The sequence below is a fragment of the Streptomyces sp. NPDC007875 genome, assembly GCF_042868035.1.
In the GTDB taxonomy this organism is placed as follows: Bacteria; Actinomycetota; Actinomycetes; order Streptomycetales; family Streptomycetaceae; genus Streptomyces; species Streptomyces antimycoticus.
The window spans coordinates 17,061-34,287 of record NZ_JBIADZ010000007.1 but is presented as its reverse complement, the minus strand read 5'-3'; the positions used below and the strand labels follow the sequence as shown (position 1 = coordinate 34,287).

Annotated in this window: 1 protein-coding gene; it reads right to left on the bottom strand. The window is 73.9% G+C overall.

Features of this window, described 5'->3' with window-relative positions:
- Positions 1 to 9: 9 nt before the first annotated feature.
- Complete coding sequence (locus tag ACFYOY_RS16390; RefSeq protein WP_388587648.1) at positions 10 to 17,217, bottom strand: SDR family NAD(P)-dependent oxidoreductase; 17,208 nt, start codon at positions 17,215 to 17,217, stop codon at positions 10 to 12.
- Positions 17,218 to 17,227: the final 10 nt, after the last annotated feature.

Below are 17,227 nucleotides of genomic sequence, written 5' to 3'. Positions count from 1 at the left end.
ACGGTCATTTCAGGAGATCCCGAATTCCTTGCCGATGAAGTCGAAGAGGTCGTCGTCCGTGGCGGACTCCAGCTCCTCGGCGACTCCGGCGCCGTCTTCCGGTCCTCGGTCGTCATTCCATTGCGCGAGCAGCGCCTGCAGTCGCGCGGTGATCCTGCTCCGGCCCTCGTCGTCCGGGGCGGCCCCGGACAGGGACTTCTCCAGCCCGTCGAGCTCCGCGAGCAGCGAGGTGACCGCCGTCGCGTCGTCCGGCAGGATCTCGCCGCGCAGGTACTCGACCAGTGCGTTCGGTGTCGGGTAGTCGAAGACCAGCGTCGCCGGGAGCCGGACTCCGGTGGTCGCGTTCAGGCGGTTGCGCAGCTCCACGGCGGTCAGCGAGTCGAAGCCGACCTCGCTGAACGAGCGAGCCGGGTCGACCGTCTCCGCGCCCGGGTAGCCGAGGACGGCCGCCACCTGGGTGCACACCAGCTCCAGCAGCACCTCTTCCCGCTCGGACTCGGAGAGCCCGGCGAGCCGCTCCCGCAGCTCCTCGGCACCGGCCGCGGCGGCCGCCGCGGACTCGGCGACGCGGCGGGCGGGGGCCCGGACGAGACCGCGGAAGAGCGCGGGCAGCATGCCGCTTCCCGCCTGTGCCCTGAGGGCTGCCATGTCGAGCGGCAGCGGTACGAGGACGGCCTCGTCCGAGCCCTGCGCCGCGTCGAACAGCTCCAGGCCGCTCTCGGCCGTGAGCACGCCGACGCCTCCGCGGCGGATGCGGGCGATCTCGGCCTCGTCCAGCTCACCGCCCATGCCGCCGCCGGCCACGGACCACAGACCCCAGGCGAGGGAGGTGGCGGGCAGGCCCTGTGCGGCGCGGTGCTGGGCGAGGGCGTCCAGGAAGGCATTGGCCGCCGCGTAGTTGCCCTGGCCGGGGCCGCCGAAGACTCCGGAGGCCGAGGAGAACAGGACGAACGCGGACAGGCCCGGGTGGTCGCGGGTCAGCTCGTGGAGGTTCCACGCCGCGTCGGCCTTCGGGCGGGCCACGGTGGCCATGCGCTCGGGGGTCAGCGAGGCGATCACGCCATCGTCCAGGACACCTGCCGTGTGGATGACGGCGGTGAGGGGGTGGGCGGTGGGGATGGACTCGATGACCTCCGCGAGGGCGGTGCGGTCGGCTGCGTCGCAGGCCGCCCAGTGTGCTTCGGCGCCCAACTCGGCTAGTTCAGTGCTGAGTTCGGGAGCGCCCGGTGCCTGGTCGCCTCGGCGGCTGAGCAGGAGGAGGCGGCGTACGCCGTGGTTGGTCGCCAAGTGCTTGGCAAGCAGGGTGCCCAGGGTGCCGGTGGCGCCCGTGATCAGGACCGTGCCGTCGGGGTCGAACGCGGGGGTCTCCCGCTCTGCCGCCACGGCGGCCCGTGCCAGCCTCGGCGCCCGTGCGGTGCCGTTGCGCACGGCCACCTGCGGTTCGCCTGCGGCGAGGGCTGCGGCCACGGTCTTCTGTGGCTCGCCCTGGCCGTCGGTGTCCACCAGGACGATGCGGTCCGGGTTTTCCGCTTGTGCGGAGCGGACGAGGCCCCAGATGGCGGCTTGGGCCGGGTCGGGCGCGGACTCGTCCGTGCCGGTGCTTACGGCTCCCGAGGTGAGGATGACCAGGCGGGCGTCGGCGAAGCGGTCTTCGGCCAGCCAGGTCTGGAGGAGGGTGAGGGTTTGGGTGGTGGCTTGGTGTGCGGCTTCGGCGGGGTTTTCCCCTGTCCCGCCCCCTCCCGAAACTTGGGGCTCCGCCCCAAGGCCCCGGTCCTCAAGCGCCGGACGGGCTTGATTTGCCGCAGACGTGTGAGATGCCGTGTCCGTTGCGGTCAGCGATACCACTACGTACTCCGGCAGCTCTCCGCCGGAATCGAGTGCCTCTGCCAACGCCGCCAGGTCCTCGTAGCCCGTGAGGCCCAAGGTGTCGGGGCCCACGGACGCCCAGCGGTCGGGGGTCACCTCGGCGGACGGCGAGGCCGCCACCGGCGCCCAGTCCAGGCGGAACAGGGAGTCGGACGCGCTGCCCGGACGGGCCGCGCCGAGTTGGTCCGGGGAGACCGTGCGCAGGGCCAGGCCCTCGACCGATGCCACCGGGGCGCCTGTCGCATCGGCGAGTTCCAGCGACACCGTGCCCGTGGCCGTACCGGCGAGCCGGACTCGCAGCGAAGCGGCGCCGACGGCGTGCAGGGATACTCCGGTCCAGGAGAAGGGCAAACGGCCCTGGCCGCCGCCCTGTTCACTCGCCTGGAGCCCCAGCGCGTGCAGCGCGGCGTCCAGCAGTGCCGGATGCAGGCCGAACGCGGCGGCGTCGGACTTGCGGTCCTCCGGCAGGCTTACTTCGGCGAACACCTCGTCACCGCGTCGCCAGGCGGCCGTCAGGCCCTGGAAGACCGGGCCGTAGTCGAAGCCCGAATCGGCCAGGCCCTCGTACAGGCCGTCAGAATCGATGCGCTCCGCCTCGGCGGGCGGCCAGGCATTCAGGTCGAACGAACTTTCCGCCATGCCCACCGCCAAGGCGCCCGTGGCGTGGCGCAGCCACGGCTCGTCGGCCGGGGCGCCCTCGGTGCGGGAGTGCAGGGTCAGCGCGCGGCGGCCGGTGTCGTCGGGCGCGGCGAGCGCGAGCCGGAGCTGGACGGCGCCCTGTTCGGGCACGATCAGCGGGGCTTCCAGGGTCAGTTCGTCCAGGCGGTCGCAGCCCGCGTGGTCCCCGGCGCGCAGCGCCAGCTCCACGAAGGCGGTGCCGGGCAGCAGCACCGTGCCCATCACGGCGTGGTCGGCCAGCCAGGGCTGGGTCTGCAGGGAGAGCCGTCCGGTGAAGGCGATGCCGTCCGAGTCGGGCAGCTCCACTGCGGCGCCCAGCAGCGGATGGCCCGCCGCGTGCAGGCCGATCGCGGTGGCGTCGCCGCCGACCGGCCCGGCGTTCAGCCAGAACGAGCGGCGCTGGAAGGCGTACGTCGGCAGGTCGACCTGATGCGGGCCGTACGGCGCGTACAGCGCGGTGAAGTCCACGGCGGCGCCCCGGACCTGGGCGGTGCCGACCGCCGTGAGTAGCGTCTCGGCCTCCGGCCGGCCGCCGCGCAGGGCGGTGGCGAAGGAGCCGCCGTCCTCGGTGACGCAGTCCTGTGCCATCGCGGTCAGCACCCCGTCGGGGCCGAGTTCCAGGTAGGTGGTGACGCCCTGGGCCTCCAGGGTGCGGACGCCGTCGAGGAAGCGGACGGCCTCCCGGACGTGGCGCACCCAGAAGTCCGCGCTGGTGATCTCCTCGGCAGCCACCACGCCACCGGTCAGATTCGACACGATCGGGATCTTCGGAGCCTGGTACGCCAGCCCCTGCGCGACCTCGCGGAACGCGTCCAGCATGCCGTCCATATGGGGCGAGTGGAACGCGTGGCTGACCGTGAGCCGCTTGGTCTTACGGCCCTCCGCCTCGAACGACGCCGCGATCTCCAGCGCCGCGTCCTCGTCGCCCGCGACCACGACCGAGGTCGGGCCGTTGACGGCCGCGATGCTCACCCGCTTGCCCAGCTGCGGGGTCACCTCGTCCTCGGACGCCTGGACGGCGATCATCGCGCCACCGGCCGGAAGCCGCTGCATCAACCGCCCACGAGCGGCCACCAGCTTCACCGCGTCCGCCAGCGAGAGCACACCGGCCACGTGGGCGGCGGCCAGTTCGCCAATCGAGTGGCCGGACAGGTAGTCCGGCTTCACGCCCCAGGTCTCGACCAGGCGGAACAGCGCCACCTCGACCGCGAACAGCGCGGGCTGGGTGAAGCCGGTCTGGTCCAGCTCCTCGGCGTCGTCCCCGAAGAGCACCTCACGAAGCGGCCGCTCCAGATGTGCGTCCAGCTCGTCGCAGACCGCGTCCAGTGCCTCGGCGAACGCCGGATAGGCGCCGTAGAGCTCACGGCCCATGCCGAGCCGCTGGCTGCCCTGCCCGGTGAACAGGACGGCCAGCTTGCCGCCCTCGGCCACCGCGCCCTCGACCAGTCCGGTCGCGGTGCGGCCCTCGGCGAGGGCGTCGAGACCGGCCAGGAAGGCGTCCCGGCCCGCGGCGACGAGCGTCGCCCGGTGCTCGAAGGACACCCGGGAGGTGGCCAGCGAGTGGCCGATGTCGGCGAGGGACAGCTCGGGGTGGTCGGCCACCTGGGCCCGGAGCCGGGCCCCCTGGGCGCGCAGCGCCTCGGGGGTCTTGGCGGACATCACCCACGGCAGCGCGGACGGCTCGCCGCCCGGAAGCGCGGGCGCCTCCGCCGGTTCGGGCTCCGGCATCTGCTCGATGATGGCGTGCGCGTTGGTGCCGCTCATGCCGAAGGAGGAGATACCGGCCCGGCGCGGACGCCCGGTCTCCGGCCACTCCCGCGCCTCGGTCAGCAGCGAGACCGCACCCGACTCCCAGTCCACATGCGGCGACGGCTCATCGATGTGCAGCGACTTCGGCAGGACGCCATGCCGCATCGCCAGCACCATCTTGATGATGCCCGCGACACCCGCGGCCGCCTGCGTGTGGCCGAAGTTGGACTTGATGGAGCCCAGCCACAGCGGCTGGTCCTCGGTCTTCTCCTTGCCGTAGGTGGCCAGCAGCGCCTGCGCCTCGATCGGGTCACCCAGCGTCGTACCCGTACCGTGCGCCTCGACCGCGTCCACCTCGGACGCCGACAGCCGCGCGTTCGCCAGCGCCTGACGGATCACCCGCTGCTGCGAGGGACCATTCGGCGCCGTCAGACCGTTGGACGCACCGTCCTGGTTGACCGCCGTGCCCCGCACGACCGCCAGCACCCGGTGACCGTTCTTCTTCGCATCGGACAGCCGCTCCACCAGCAGCATGCCCACGCCTTCACCCCAGGCCGTACCGTCGGCGGCGGCGGCGAACGGCTTGCAGCGGCCGTTCCTGGCCAGTCCGCGCTGGCGGCTGAACTCGGTGAACACATCGGGGGTGGTGATGATGGTGACACCGCCCGCGAGCGCCATGGTGCACTCGCCGTTGCGCAGCGCCTGCGCCGCGAGGTGCAGCGCCACCAGCGACGACGAGCACGCCGTGTCGACGGTGACCGCCGGGCCCTCGAAGCCGAAGGTGTACGAGACCCGGCCGGAGGCGATGCTGCTGGAGCCGCCGGTGCCGAGGTAGCCCTCGACGCCCTCCGGGACGGTGTGCAGCCGCGACACGTAGTCGTTGTGCATCTGGCCGACGAACACGCCGACCTGCTTGCCGCGCAGCGCGCCCGGGTCGAGGCCCGCCCGCTCGAAGGACTCCCAGGAGGTCTCCAGCAGCAGCCGCTGCTGGGGGTCCATGGCGAGCGCCTCACGCGGGTTGATGCCGAAGAAGGCCGGGTCGAAGTGGTGGGCGTCGTAGTAGAAGCCGCCCTCGCGGGCGTACGAGGTGCCGGGCCGGTCCGGGTCCGGGTCGTAGAACGCGTCGAGGTCCCAGCCGCGGTCCTCCGGCAGCCGGGCGATGCCGTCCCGGCCCTCGGCCAGCAGCTCCCACAGGTCCTCGGGGGTGCGCACATCCCCGGGGAAGCGGCAGCTCATCGCGATGATCGCGATCGGGTCGTCCTCGTCGGCCACGCCACCCGCCGGGCCTTCCGCCCGGGCGGGGACGGCCGCGGCCGCGGCCGCCTCGGAGCCGAGCAGCTCCTCCAGCAGATATCCGGCGAGCGCGGTCGGCGTCGGGTAGTCGAAGACCAGCGTGGCGGGCAGCCGCAGCCCGGCGGCGCCGCCGAGGCGGTTGCGGAACTCCACCGCGGTCAGCGAGTCGAAGCCGAGGTCCTTGAAGGCCCGGCTCGCCTCGACCGCGTCGGGCGAGTCATGGCCGAGCACCACGGCCACCTGGGCGCGCACCAGGTCGAGCAGGGTCTGCTCGCGCTCGGCCGCGTCCAGCCGGACCAGCCGCTCCACCAGCGAGGAGCCGTCCTGGGCCGCGCCCGATTCGGCGGTGCGGCGGGTCGTGCCGCCGCGTACCAGACCGCGCAGCAGCGGCGGCACCATCTCGATGGGCGCGCCGGTGAGCGGCGCCAGGTCGAGCTGCATGGGCACCAGGAAGGCGTCGCCCACCTCCTGGGCGGCGTCGAACAGCGCCAGGCCCTCGTCGGAGGACAGGCCGAGCACACCGGAGCGGGTCATCCGGGACTTGTCGGTGGCCTCCAGCTCACCGGTCATCCCACTGGCCTCGGCCCACAGTCCCCAGGCCAGCGAGGTGGCGGCGAGGCCCTGGGCCTGGCGGTGGCGGGCCAGGGCGTCCAGGAAGGAGTTGGCCGCCGCGTAGTTGGCCTGCCCGGGGCCGCCGAACGTACCGGCCGCCGAGGAGAACAGGACGAACGCGGCGAGGTCCTGGTCGCGGGTCAGCTCGTGCAGGTTCACGGCCGCGTCCACCTTGGGGCGCAGCACCTTCTCCAGCCGCTCCGGTGTCAGCGCGTCGATCACACCGTCGTCCAGCACACCGGCGGTGTGCACGACGGCGGTCAGCGGATGCCCGGCGGGGATGTCGGCCAGGACGGCGGCGAGCGCGTCCCGGTCGGCGGCGTCGCAGGCGGCGATGGTGACCTCGGCGCCCAACGCGCGCAGTTCGGCGGCGAGTTCGGCCGCGCCGGCGGCCTGCTCACCACGCCGGCTGGTGAGCACCAGACGGCGGGCGCCGCGCTCGGTCACCGCGTGCTTGGCGACCAGGCCGCCCAGGGTGCCGGTGCCGCCGGTGATCAGCACGGTGCCGTCCGGGTTCCACGGGGCGGGCACGGTGAGCACGACCTTGCCGATGTGGCGGGCCTGGCTGAGGTAGCGGAACGCGTCCGGGGCCTGCCGCAGATCCCATGCGGTGATCGGCAGCGCCCGCAGCGCGCCCCGCTGGAACAGCTCCAGCAGCTCGCACAGCATCTCCTGGATGCGGTCCAGGCCCGCCTCGGTCAGGTCGAACGCCTGGTAGGAGACGCCGGGGTAGGCGGCCGCGACCTCCTCCGGCAGCCGGACGTCGGTCTTGCCCATCTCGACGAACCGGCCGCCGCGCGGCAGCAGCCGCAGCGAGGCGTCCACGAACTCCCGGGCCAGCGAGTCCAGCACCACATCGACGCCGCGACCACCGCTGGCCTCGCGGAACTTCTCCTCGAAGGCCAGGTCGCGGGAGGAGGCGATGCGGTCGTCGGCCAGCCCCAGCGAGCGCAGTGTGTCCCACTTGCCCTGGCTGGCGGTGGCGTAGACGTCCACGCCCCAGTGGCGGGCCAGTTGCACGGCGGCCATGCCGACACCACCGGCGGCGGCGTGCACCAGCAGCGACTCGCCGCCCTGGAGGTCGGCCAGGTCGCGCAGCGCGTAGTAGGCCGTCATGAAGACGATCGGCACGGACGCGGCCTGGGCGAACGACCAGCCCTCCGGCATCGGCGCGATCATGCGGCGGTCCACGACCACCAGCGGGCCGAAGCCACCGGGCAGCATGCCCATCACCCGGTCGCCGGGCGCCAGATCGGTGACTCCCGGGCCGGTTTCGAGGACGACACCGGCGCCCTCGCTGCCCATCAGGCCCGCGTCACCGGGGTACATGCCGAGCGCGTTGAGCACATCGCGGAAGTTCACACCGGCGGCCCGGACCGCGACCCGCACCTGTCCCGTCTCCAGCGGCGCGGCGGCCTCCGGGCTGGGCAGCAGGGTGAGGTTCTCCAGGGTGCCCTTGTCCTGGATGTCCAGGCGCCAGGCCGGCTCGCCGGGCGGCGGCACCATGGGCCCACTGGCGGCGGTGCGCGCCAGCCGGGGGGCGTGTACGGCGCCCCGGCGCAGCACGAACTGCGGCTCGCCGGAGGCGATCGCGGTGCCCAGCGCCTCGTAGGAGGCGTCGGTGCCGTCCAGGTCCACCAGCACCAGCCGGTCCGGGTGCTCCGACTGCGCCGAGCGCACCAGACCCCACGCGGGGGCGTGGGCCAGGTCGTGGGTACCGGCGTCGCCCGCTGTGGCCACCGCGCCCCGGGTGACGAGCACGAGCTGGGACGCCGCGAACCGGTCGTCGGCCAGCCACGCCCGTACGAGCGCCAGTGTCCGCTGGGTGGCGGTGTGGACGGCGGCGGTCACCTCGTCATCGGTGGCGCCGCGCGGGTCGAGGTAGGCCAGGACGTACTCGGGCGCGTCCCCGGCCGCGGCCAGCGCGTCCAGATCGGCGTGGATGGCCGCACCCGACGTCAGCGCGGCGGGCGCGCCCTCGCCGAGCACCGTCCACGCCGCGGTGGCCGCGCCGTCCGTGGCCAGTGGCACGGTGGCCCAGTCCAGCCGGTACAGCGACTCGTGGTACGCGGCGGACCGGCCGTCCGCGAGCTGTCCCGCCGAGACGGGGCGCAGCGCCAACTGCTCGACGGAGGCCACCGGGGCGCCGGTGCCGTCGGCCAGCTCCAGCGTCACCCCGTCGGCCCCGGCCGGGGTCAGCCGGACCCGGAGCGCGTCGGCGCCGACCGCGTGCAGCGACACCCCGCTCCAGGAGAACGGCAGCCGCCCCTGCTCATCGCCGCCCGCACGGGCGAACGTGCTGTGCAGGGCGGCGTCCAGCAGCGCCGGGTGCAGCCCGAACGCGGTGGCCTCGGACGTGCGGTCCTCCGGCAGCCGCACCTCGGCGAACACCTCGTCGCCGCGCAGCCACGCCGCGCTCAGCCCCTGGAACATCGGCCCGTACGCGAAGCCGCCCTGCGCCAGGTGCTCGTAGAGCCCCTCGACCTCGGCGGGCTCGGCACCCGGCGGCGGCCATGCCGTCAGGTCGAACGAGGGCCGCGGGGCACCGGCCACCAGCACACCGCTGGCATGGCGGATCCACGGCATCTCGGCGGGCGCGTCCTGCGCCCGCGAGTACAGCTCCAGCGTGCGGTGCCCGGCCTGCTGCGGGGCGCCGACGAGGATCTGCAGCTGGACCGCGCCACGCTCGGGCAGGACCAGCGGCGCCTCGATCGTCAGCTCGTCCAGCCGGTCGCAGCCCACCTGGTCACCGGCGCGGATGGCCAGCTCGACGAAGGCGGTGCCGGGCAGCAGGACGGTGCCCATGACGGCGTGGTCGGCCAGCCACGGGTGGCTTTCGAGGGAGAGCCGGCCGGTGAACAGGAAGCCGTCGGAGTCCGCCAGCGGCACGGCCGCGCCCAGCAGCGGATGGTCGGCCCGGTCCAGGCCCGCCGACTCCACGTCACCCACGAAGCCCGCGGGGGAGGTCAGCCAGAAGCGGCGGTGCTGGAAGGCGTAGGTCGGCAGGTCGACGCGGTGGGCGCCGGTCCCGGCGAAGTACGCGGACCAGTCCGGCGTCACCCCGCGGACCTGCAGGGCGGCGAGGGCGGTGGCGACGGTCTCGGCCTCGGGGCGGCCGCCGCGCAGCGTGGCGGCGAAACCGGCCACGTCGGCGTCGGCGAGGCAGTCCTGGCCCATGGCGGACAGCACGCCGTCCGGGCCGAGTTCGAGATAGGTGGTGACGCCCTGGGCTTCGAGGGTGCGGACGCCGTCGAGGAAGCGGACGGCCTCCCGGACGTGGCGCACCCAGAAGCCGGGGCTGGTGATCTCCTCGGCCAAGACCACGGTCCCGGTGAGGTTGGAGACGATCGGGATGCGCGGGGCCTCGTACGTGAGGCCCTCGGCCACCTCGCGGAACGCCTCCAGCATCTCGTCCATGCGCGGCGAGTGGAACGCGTGGCTGACAGTGAGGCGCTTGGTCTTGCGGCCCCGCTCCTCGAAGGCCGCCGCGATCTCCAGTGCCGCGTCCTCGTCACCCGCGACCACGACCGAGGTCGGGCCGTTGAGGGCGGCGATGCTGACCCGCTCGGTGAGCAGCGGCAGTACCTCGTCCTCGGACGCCTGGACAGCGATCATCGCGCCACCGGCGGGCAGCGCCTGCATCAGGCGGCCACGGGCGGCCACCAGCTTCGCCGCGTCGGGGAGCGAGAGCACACCGGCCACATGCGCGGCGGCCAGCTCGCCGATGGAGTGACCCGAGAGGAAGTCGGGCCGCAGGCCCCACGCCTCGGCCAGGTGGAACAGCGCGACCTCGATGGCGAACAGTGCGGGCTGGGTGAACCCGGTCTGGTCCAGCTCCTCCGCGTCGTTCCCGAACATCACCGTCTTCAGCGGCCGTTCGAGGTACCGGTCCAGCTCGTCGCAGACCGCGTCCAGCGCCTCGGCGAACGCCGGATAGGCGTCGTAGAGCTCACGGCCCATGCCGAGCCGCTGGCTGCCCTGGCCGGTGAACAGGAACGCCACCTTGCCGTCCGCCACCGAGCCCTGGACCAGCCCCGACGCCGACTCGCCACGTGCCAGCGCCGCCAGGCCCGAGACCAGCGCGGCGCGGTCCCCGCCGACCACGACGGCACGGTGGTCCAGCGCGGCACGGGTGGTCGCGAGCGAGTACGCCAGGTCGGTCGGCGACAGCTCCGGCCGCCGCTCCAGGTCGGCGAGCAGCCGCTCGGCCTGCGCCCGCAGCGCGTCGGCGCTCTTCCCGGACACCATCCAGGGCAGCACGGACGGCCGGGCCGCCGGAAGCGCGGACGCCTCGGCCGGTTCGGGCTCCGGCGCCTGCTCGATGATGGCGTGCGCGTTGGTGCCGCTGACGCCGAAGGAGGAGATACCGGCCCGGCGCGGACGCCCGGTCTCCGGCCACTCCCGCGCCTCGGTCAGCAGCGAGACCGCACCCGACTCCCAGTCCACATGCGGCGACGGCTCGTTGATGTGCAGCGACTGGGGCAGGACGCCGTGGTCCATCGCCTGCACCATCTTGATGATGCCCGCGACACCCGCGGCCGCCTGCGTGTGGCCGAAGTTGGACTTGATGGAGCCCAGCCACAGCGGCTGGTCCTCGGTCTTCTCCTTGCCGTAGGTGGCCAGCAGCGCCTGCGCCTCGATCGGGTCACCCAGCGTCGTACCCGTGCCATGGGCCTCGACCGCGTCCACCTCGGACGCCGACAGCCGCGCGTTCGCCAGCGCCTGACGGATCACCCGCTGCTGGGACGGGCCGTTCGGCGCCGTCAGACCGTTGGACGCGCCGTCCTGGTTGACCGCCGTACCGCGCACGACCGCCAGCACCCGGTGACCGTTCTTCTTCGCGTCCGACAGCCGCTCCACCAGCAGCATGCCGACGCCCTCGGCCCAGCCGGTGCCGTCCGCGTCGCCCGAGAACGCCTTGCAGCGGCCGCTGGTCGACAGACCGCCCTGGCGGCTGAAGTCGATGAAGGTGTCCGGGGTGGACATGACGGTGACACCGCCCGCGAGGGCCATGGTGCACTCGCCGCTGCGCAGCGCCTGCGCGGCCAGGTGCAGCGCCACCAGCGACGACGAGCACGCCGTGTCGATGGTGACGGCGGGGCCTTCGAGGCCGAAGGTGTACGCCACCCGGCCGGAGGCGACACTGCCCGCCGTACCGGTGCCGAGGTAGCCCTCCAGGCCCTCCGGCAGGGCGGTCAGCCGGGAGAGGTAGTCGTGGTACATGACGCCCGCGAAGACGCCGGTCTTGCTGCCGCGCACGGTCGCCGGGTCGATCCCGGCCCGCTCGAACGCCTCCCAGGAGCTCTCCAGCAGCAGCCGCTGGTGCGGGTCCATGGCGAGGGCCTCGCGCGGGTTGATCCCGAAGAAGTCGGGGTCGAACTCGCCCGCGTCGTAGAGGAATCCGCCCTCGATGGTGGCGCTGGTGCCGGTCTGCTCGGGGTCCTCGCCCAGCAGTCCGTCCAGCTGCCAGCCGCGGTCGGTCGGGAAGCCGGAGATGGCGTCCACCGAGCCGGTGACCAGCTGCCACAGCTCTTCGGGGCTGGTGACCCCGCCCGGGTAGCGGCAGCTCATGCCGACGATCGCGATGGGCTCGTCGTCGCCGACGGCCACCGTGGCGGCGGGGGCCGCGGCCGCCTCGTCGGCCTGGTCGCCGAGGATCTCGGTGCGCAGGAAGCCGGCGAGCGAGGTGGGCGTCGGGTAGTCGAAGACAAGGGTGGCCGGGAGCCGTACGCCCGTGACGGCGCCGAGGCGGTTGCGCAGCTCGACGGCGGTGAGCGAGTCGAAGCCCAGCTCCTTGAAGGCGCGCCCGGCGCCGACGGCTTCGGGGCCCGCGTAGCCGAGGACGGCGGCGACCTGGCCGCAGACGATCTCCAGCAGCAGCCGGTCCCGCTCGGGGACGGACAGCCCGAGGAGCCGCTCCGCGAGCCCCCCGGGGGCCGCGGCGCCGCCCGCCTCCACCACACGGCGGCCGGGGGCCCGCACCAGGCCGCGCAGCAGCGCGGGCACCATGCCGGCGTCGGCGTGGCGCAGCGGCGCCAGGTCCAGGTGCATGGGGACGAGCGTGGGGTCGCCCACGGCGAGGGCGGTGTCCAGGAGGGCGAGGCCCTCCTCGGAGGAGAGGGCGGCCACTCCGGCGCGGGTGATGCGCTGGATATCGGTGTCGTCGAGGTCGCCGGTCATCCCGCTGCGCTCGGCCCACAGGCCCCAGGCGAGGGCGGTGGCGGGCAGCCCCTGGGCGCGGCGCCGGTGGGCGAGGCCGTCCAGGAAGGCGTTGGCGGCCGCGTAGTTGGCCTGGCCGGGGCCGCCGAGGGTACCGGCCGCGGCGGAGAACAGTACGAACGCGGACAGGTCGAGGTCGCGGGTCAGCTCGTGCAGATTCCACGCGGCGTCGACCTTGGGCGGCAGGACGCGGTCGACGCGCTCGGCGGTCAGCGAGCCGATGACACCGTCGTCCAGCACGCCCGCCGTGTGCACCACGGCGGTCAGCGGGTGCTCGGCCGGGATGGCGGCGAGCGCCCCGGCGAGCGCGGTGCGGTCGGCCACGTCGCAGGCGGTGAGGGTGACCTCGGCGCCCGACGCGCGCAGTTCGGCGACGAGTTCGGCGGCGCCGTGGGCGTCGGCCCCGCGCCTGCTGAGCAGCAGGAGGTGGCGTACGCCGTGCTCGGTGACCAGGTGGCGGGCGACGAGCCCGCCGAGGGTGCCGGTGGCGCCGGTGACCAGGGCGGTGCCCTCGGGGTCGAGCGCGGGCGCGGTCTGCTCGGGGTCGGCGGCGACCTTGGCCAGACGCGGGACGACCACGGTCCCGGCGCGGACCGCGAGCTGCGATTCGCCGGTGGCCAGGGCGGGGGCGAACCCACGGTAGGACTCGTCGGTCCCATCGAGGTCCGCCAACACGAAGCGGTCCGGGTTCTCGGACTGCGCGGAGCGCAGCAGACCCCACAGCGGGGCGTGGACCAGGTCCTCGGTGTCGGCGCCGGCGGAGGTGGCGACGGCGCCACGGGTGGCGATGACCAGCCGGGAGCCCTCGAAGCGGGCATCGGCGAGCCAGCATTGGACCAGCTCCAGCGCGCGGTGCAGGGCCTCGCGTACGGCTTCCTCGACGGGACGGCCCGTCTCGTCCGCGAAGAACGGGGCGACGACGGCCTGCGGCAGCGGGGTCCCGGCGTCCACGGCCTCGCCGAGCGCGGCCAGGTCGGCGTAACCGGCGGCGGTGGGCAGGGCGGCGGCGAGCTCGGGGTGCTCGGCGCCCAGCAGCGCCCACTGCCCGGCCACGACGGTGGTGGCGGCGGGCACCGGGGCGGGGGTCCACTCGACGCGGAACAGCGCCTCGTGGAAGGCGGCGCGCGCGGCGTGCACCTGGTCGGGCGAGACGGGGCGCAGCAGCAGCGAGTCGACGGAGGCGACGGGTGCGCCGCTCTCGTCCGTGACCAGCACGGCCACGGCGTCCTGACCGGCGGGCGAGAGCCGGACGCGCAGCGTGGCGGCGCCGACGGCGTGGAGCCGCACACCGCTCCAGGAGAAGGGGAGGCGGCCATGTTCGGTGTCCTCCAGGAGAGAACCGATGCCCACGGCGTGCAGGGCGGCGTCCAGCAGCGCGGGGTGCAGTCCGAACAGCTCGGCCTCGGCGCGGGCGCTCTCGGGCAGCCGTACCTCGGCGTACACCTGGTCCTCGTGCTGCCAGGCGCCCTGGAGGCCCTGGAAGACCGGGCCGTAGGCGAATCCGGTCTCGGCGAGCCAGTCGTAGAGGCCGTCCACGGGGACCTCGGTGGCACCGGCCGGCGGCCATGCGGTGAGGCTCTCATCGGGGGTGGTGGCGCCGGTGCCGAGCACACCGGTGGCGTGGCGGGTCCACTCGCCCTCGCCCCAGGTGCCGTCGGCGGCGTCCTCCAGGCGCGAGTGCAGGGTCAGCGAGCGGCGGCCGGTCTCGTCCGGGGCGCCCACGGACACCTGGAGCTGGACGCCGCCCTGCGGGGGCAGGACCAGCGGGGCTTCGAGGGTGAGCTCCTCCAGGACGTCCGCGCCGACGTGGTCACCGGCGCGGATGGCCAGTTCGACGAAGGCGGTGCCGGGCAGCAGCACGGTGTCCATGACGGCGTGGTCGGCCAGCCACGGGTGGGTCTGGAGGGACAGCCGGCCGGTGAAGAGGAATCCGGCGGCGTCGGCGAGCGACACGGCGGCGCCGAGCAGCGGATGGTCCGCCGAGCCGAGTCCGGCGGCGGTGACGTCGCCGGTCCAGGGGCCGGGCGGCTCGGGCCAGTACAGCTCGCGCTGGAAGGCGTAGGTGGGGAGTTCGACGCGGCGGGCGCCGGAGCCCTCGAAGACCGCGGCCCAGTCGACGGCCACGCCGTGGACGTGGGCGCGGGCGAGCGCACCGGCCAGGGCGGTGGCCTCGGGGCGGTCGCCGCGCAGCAGGGGGACGAACACGGCGCCGTCGGAGGTGACGCAGTCCTGCGCCATGGCGGAGAGCACCCCGTCGGGGCCGAGCTCCACGTAGGCGCCGACGTCGTACTCCTCGAGCCGGCGGATGCCGTCGGTGAAGCGGACCGCCTCACGGACGTGCCGGACCCAGTAGTCGGGCGAGCAGATCTCGTCGGCGGAGACCGAGCCGCCGGTCAGGTTGGAGATGATGGGGATGACCGGCGGGGCGTAGGTCACCTGCCGGGCGACCTCGCGGAAGGCGTCCAGCATGCCGTCCATGCGGGGCGAGTGGAACGCGTGGCTGACGGTGAGCCGCTTGGTCTTACGGCCCTGCGCCTGGAACGACTCGGCGATGGCGACAGCCGTGTCCTCGTCACCGGCGATGACGACCGAGGTGGGCCCGTTGAGCGCGGCGATCGACACCCGCTCGGTGAGCAGCGGGGCCACCTCGTCCTCGGACGCCTGGATCGCGATCATCGCGCCACCGGCGGGCAGTTCCTCCATCAGCCGGCCACGGGCGGCCACCAGCTTCGCCGCATCCGCGAGCGACAGCACACCGGACACATGCGCGGCGGCCAGTTCGCCGATGGAGTGGCCGACGAGGAAGTCGGGCTTCACACCCCAGGTTTCCAGCAGCCGGAACAGCGCCACTTCGAGGGCGAACAGCGCGGGCTGGGTGTAGCCGGTACGGTCCAGCAGTCCGCTGTCGTCGCCGAACATCACCTCGCGCAGCGGCTGCTGAAGGTGCTGGTCGAGCTCGGCGCACACCTCGTCCAGGGCGCGGGCGAAGGCCGGGACGGCCGCGTACAGCTCACGGCCCATTCCGGTGCGCTGGCTGCCCTGGCCGGTGAAGAGGAACGCGACCTTGCCCTCGCCGACCTCGCCACGCACGACGCCGCCCGCGGGGGTGTCCTCGGCGAGCTCGGCCAGTCCGCGCAGCAGGTCCTCGCGGCCGCCCTCGCCCGCGAGGACCACGGCCCGGTGGTCCAGCGCGGCGCGGGTGGTGGCCAGCGAGTGGGCCAGATCGACCAGGCCGAGGCCCGGCTCGTCCTGCACATGGGTGGTGAGCCGCTCGGCCTGGGCGCGCAGCGCCGCCGCGCTCTGCGCGGACACCAGCACCGGCACCAGACCGCCGACGCCGGTCCACTCCGAAGGCGTCGCGTCGCCGTCGGGGACCTCGCGGTCCTCGGCGGGTGCCTGCTCGATGACGGTGTGCGCGTTCGTACCGCTCACACCGAAGGAGGAGATGCCCGCGCGGCGCGGCTGGCCGGTCTCCGGCCACGGGGTGTTCTCGGTGAGCAGGGAGACGGCACCGGCCGTCCAGTCCACGTCCCGGGAGGGCGCGTCGACATGCAGGGTCCTGGGCAGCACGCCGTGCTCGATGGCCTTGACCATCTTGATGATGCCCGCGACACCGGCCGCGGCCTGGGTGTGGCCGAAGTTGGACTTGATCGAGCCGAGCCACAGCGGGCGGCCCTCGGCCCGGTTCTGCCCGTACGTGGCGAGCAGGGCCTGCGCCTCGATGGGGTCGCCGAGGCTGGTGCCGGTGCCGTGTGCCTCGACGGCGTCCACCTGGGCCGGGGTGAGCCGGGCGTCGGTGAGCGCCTGGCGGATGACGCGCTGCTGGGACGGGCCGTTGGGCGCCGTCAGACCGTTGGACGCGCCGTCCTGGTTGATGGCGGAGCCCCGGACGATGGCGAGCACCGGGTGGCCGTTCTTGCGGGCGTCCGACAGCCGCTCGACGAGCAGCATGCCGACGCCCTCGCCCCAGCCGGTGCCGTCCGCGCCGTCGGCGAACGCCTTGCAGCGGCCGTCGGGCGCCAGGCCCCGCTGACGGCTGAAGTTGATGAACGCGCGCGGGCTGTTCATCACCGTGACACCACCGGTGAGCGCCAGCGAGCACTCGCCGCCTCGCAGTGCCTGGATGGCCAGGTGCAGCGCCACCAGCGACGCCGAGCACGCGGTGTCGACGGTGAGCGCCGGGCCCTCCAGGCCGAAGGTGTAGGAGATCCGGCCGGAGATGACGCTGGCCGCGTTGCCGGTGAGCAGATACTGCTCCACGCCCTGCGGCAGCGTGTGCATCAGCTCCGGGTAGTCCTGGCCGTTGGTGCCGACGAAGACACCGGCCTTGCTGCCGCGGAGTGTGGCCGGGTCGATCCCGGCCCGCTCGAACGCCTCCCAGGACGTCTCCAGCAGCAGCCGCTGCTGCGGGTCCATGCCGAGGGTCTCGCGCGGGCTGATCCCGAAGAACGCGGCGTCGAACTCGCCCGCGCCCTCCAGGAATCCGCCCTTGTCGGTGTAGCTGGTGCCCTGCTGGTCAGGATCGGCGTCGAAGAGCGCGTCGGTGTCCCAGCCACGGTCCGTGGGGAAGTCCGCGATGGCGTCGCCGCCCGCGGCGACGAGCTCCCACAGCTGCTCCGGAGACGTGACGCCTCCGGGGAACCGGCAGCTCATGCCGACGATCGCGATCGGCTCAGGCTCCTGCGACTCGACCTCGCGAAGACGCTGCCGCGTCTGGTGCAGATCGGCAGTTACCCGCTTGAGGTAGTCGAGGATCTTGTCCTGATCCGCCATTGGAGTCTCACCCATGCTTCTCGTCACAAACCTTGCG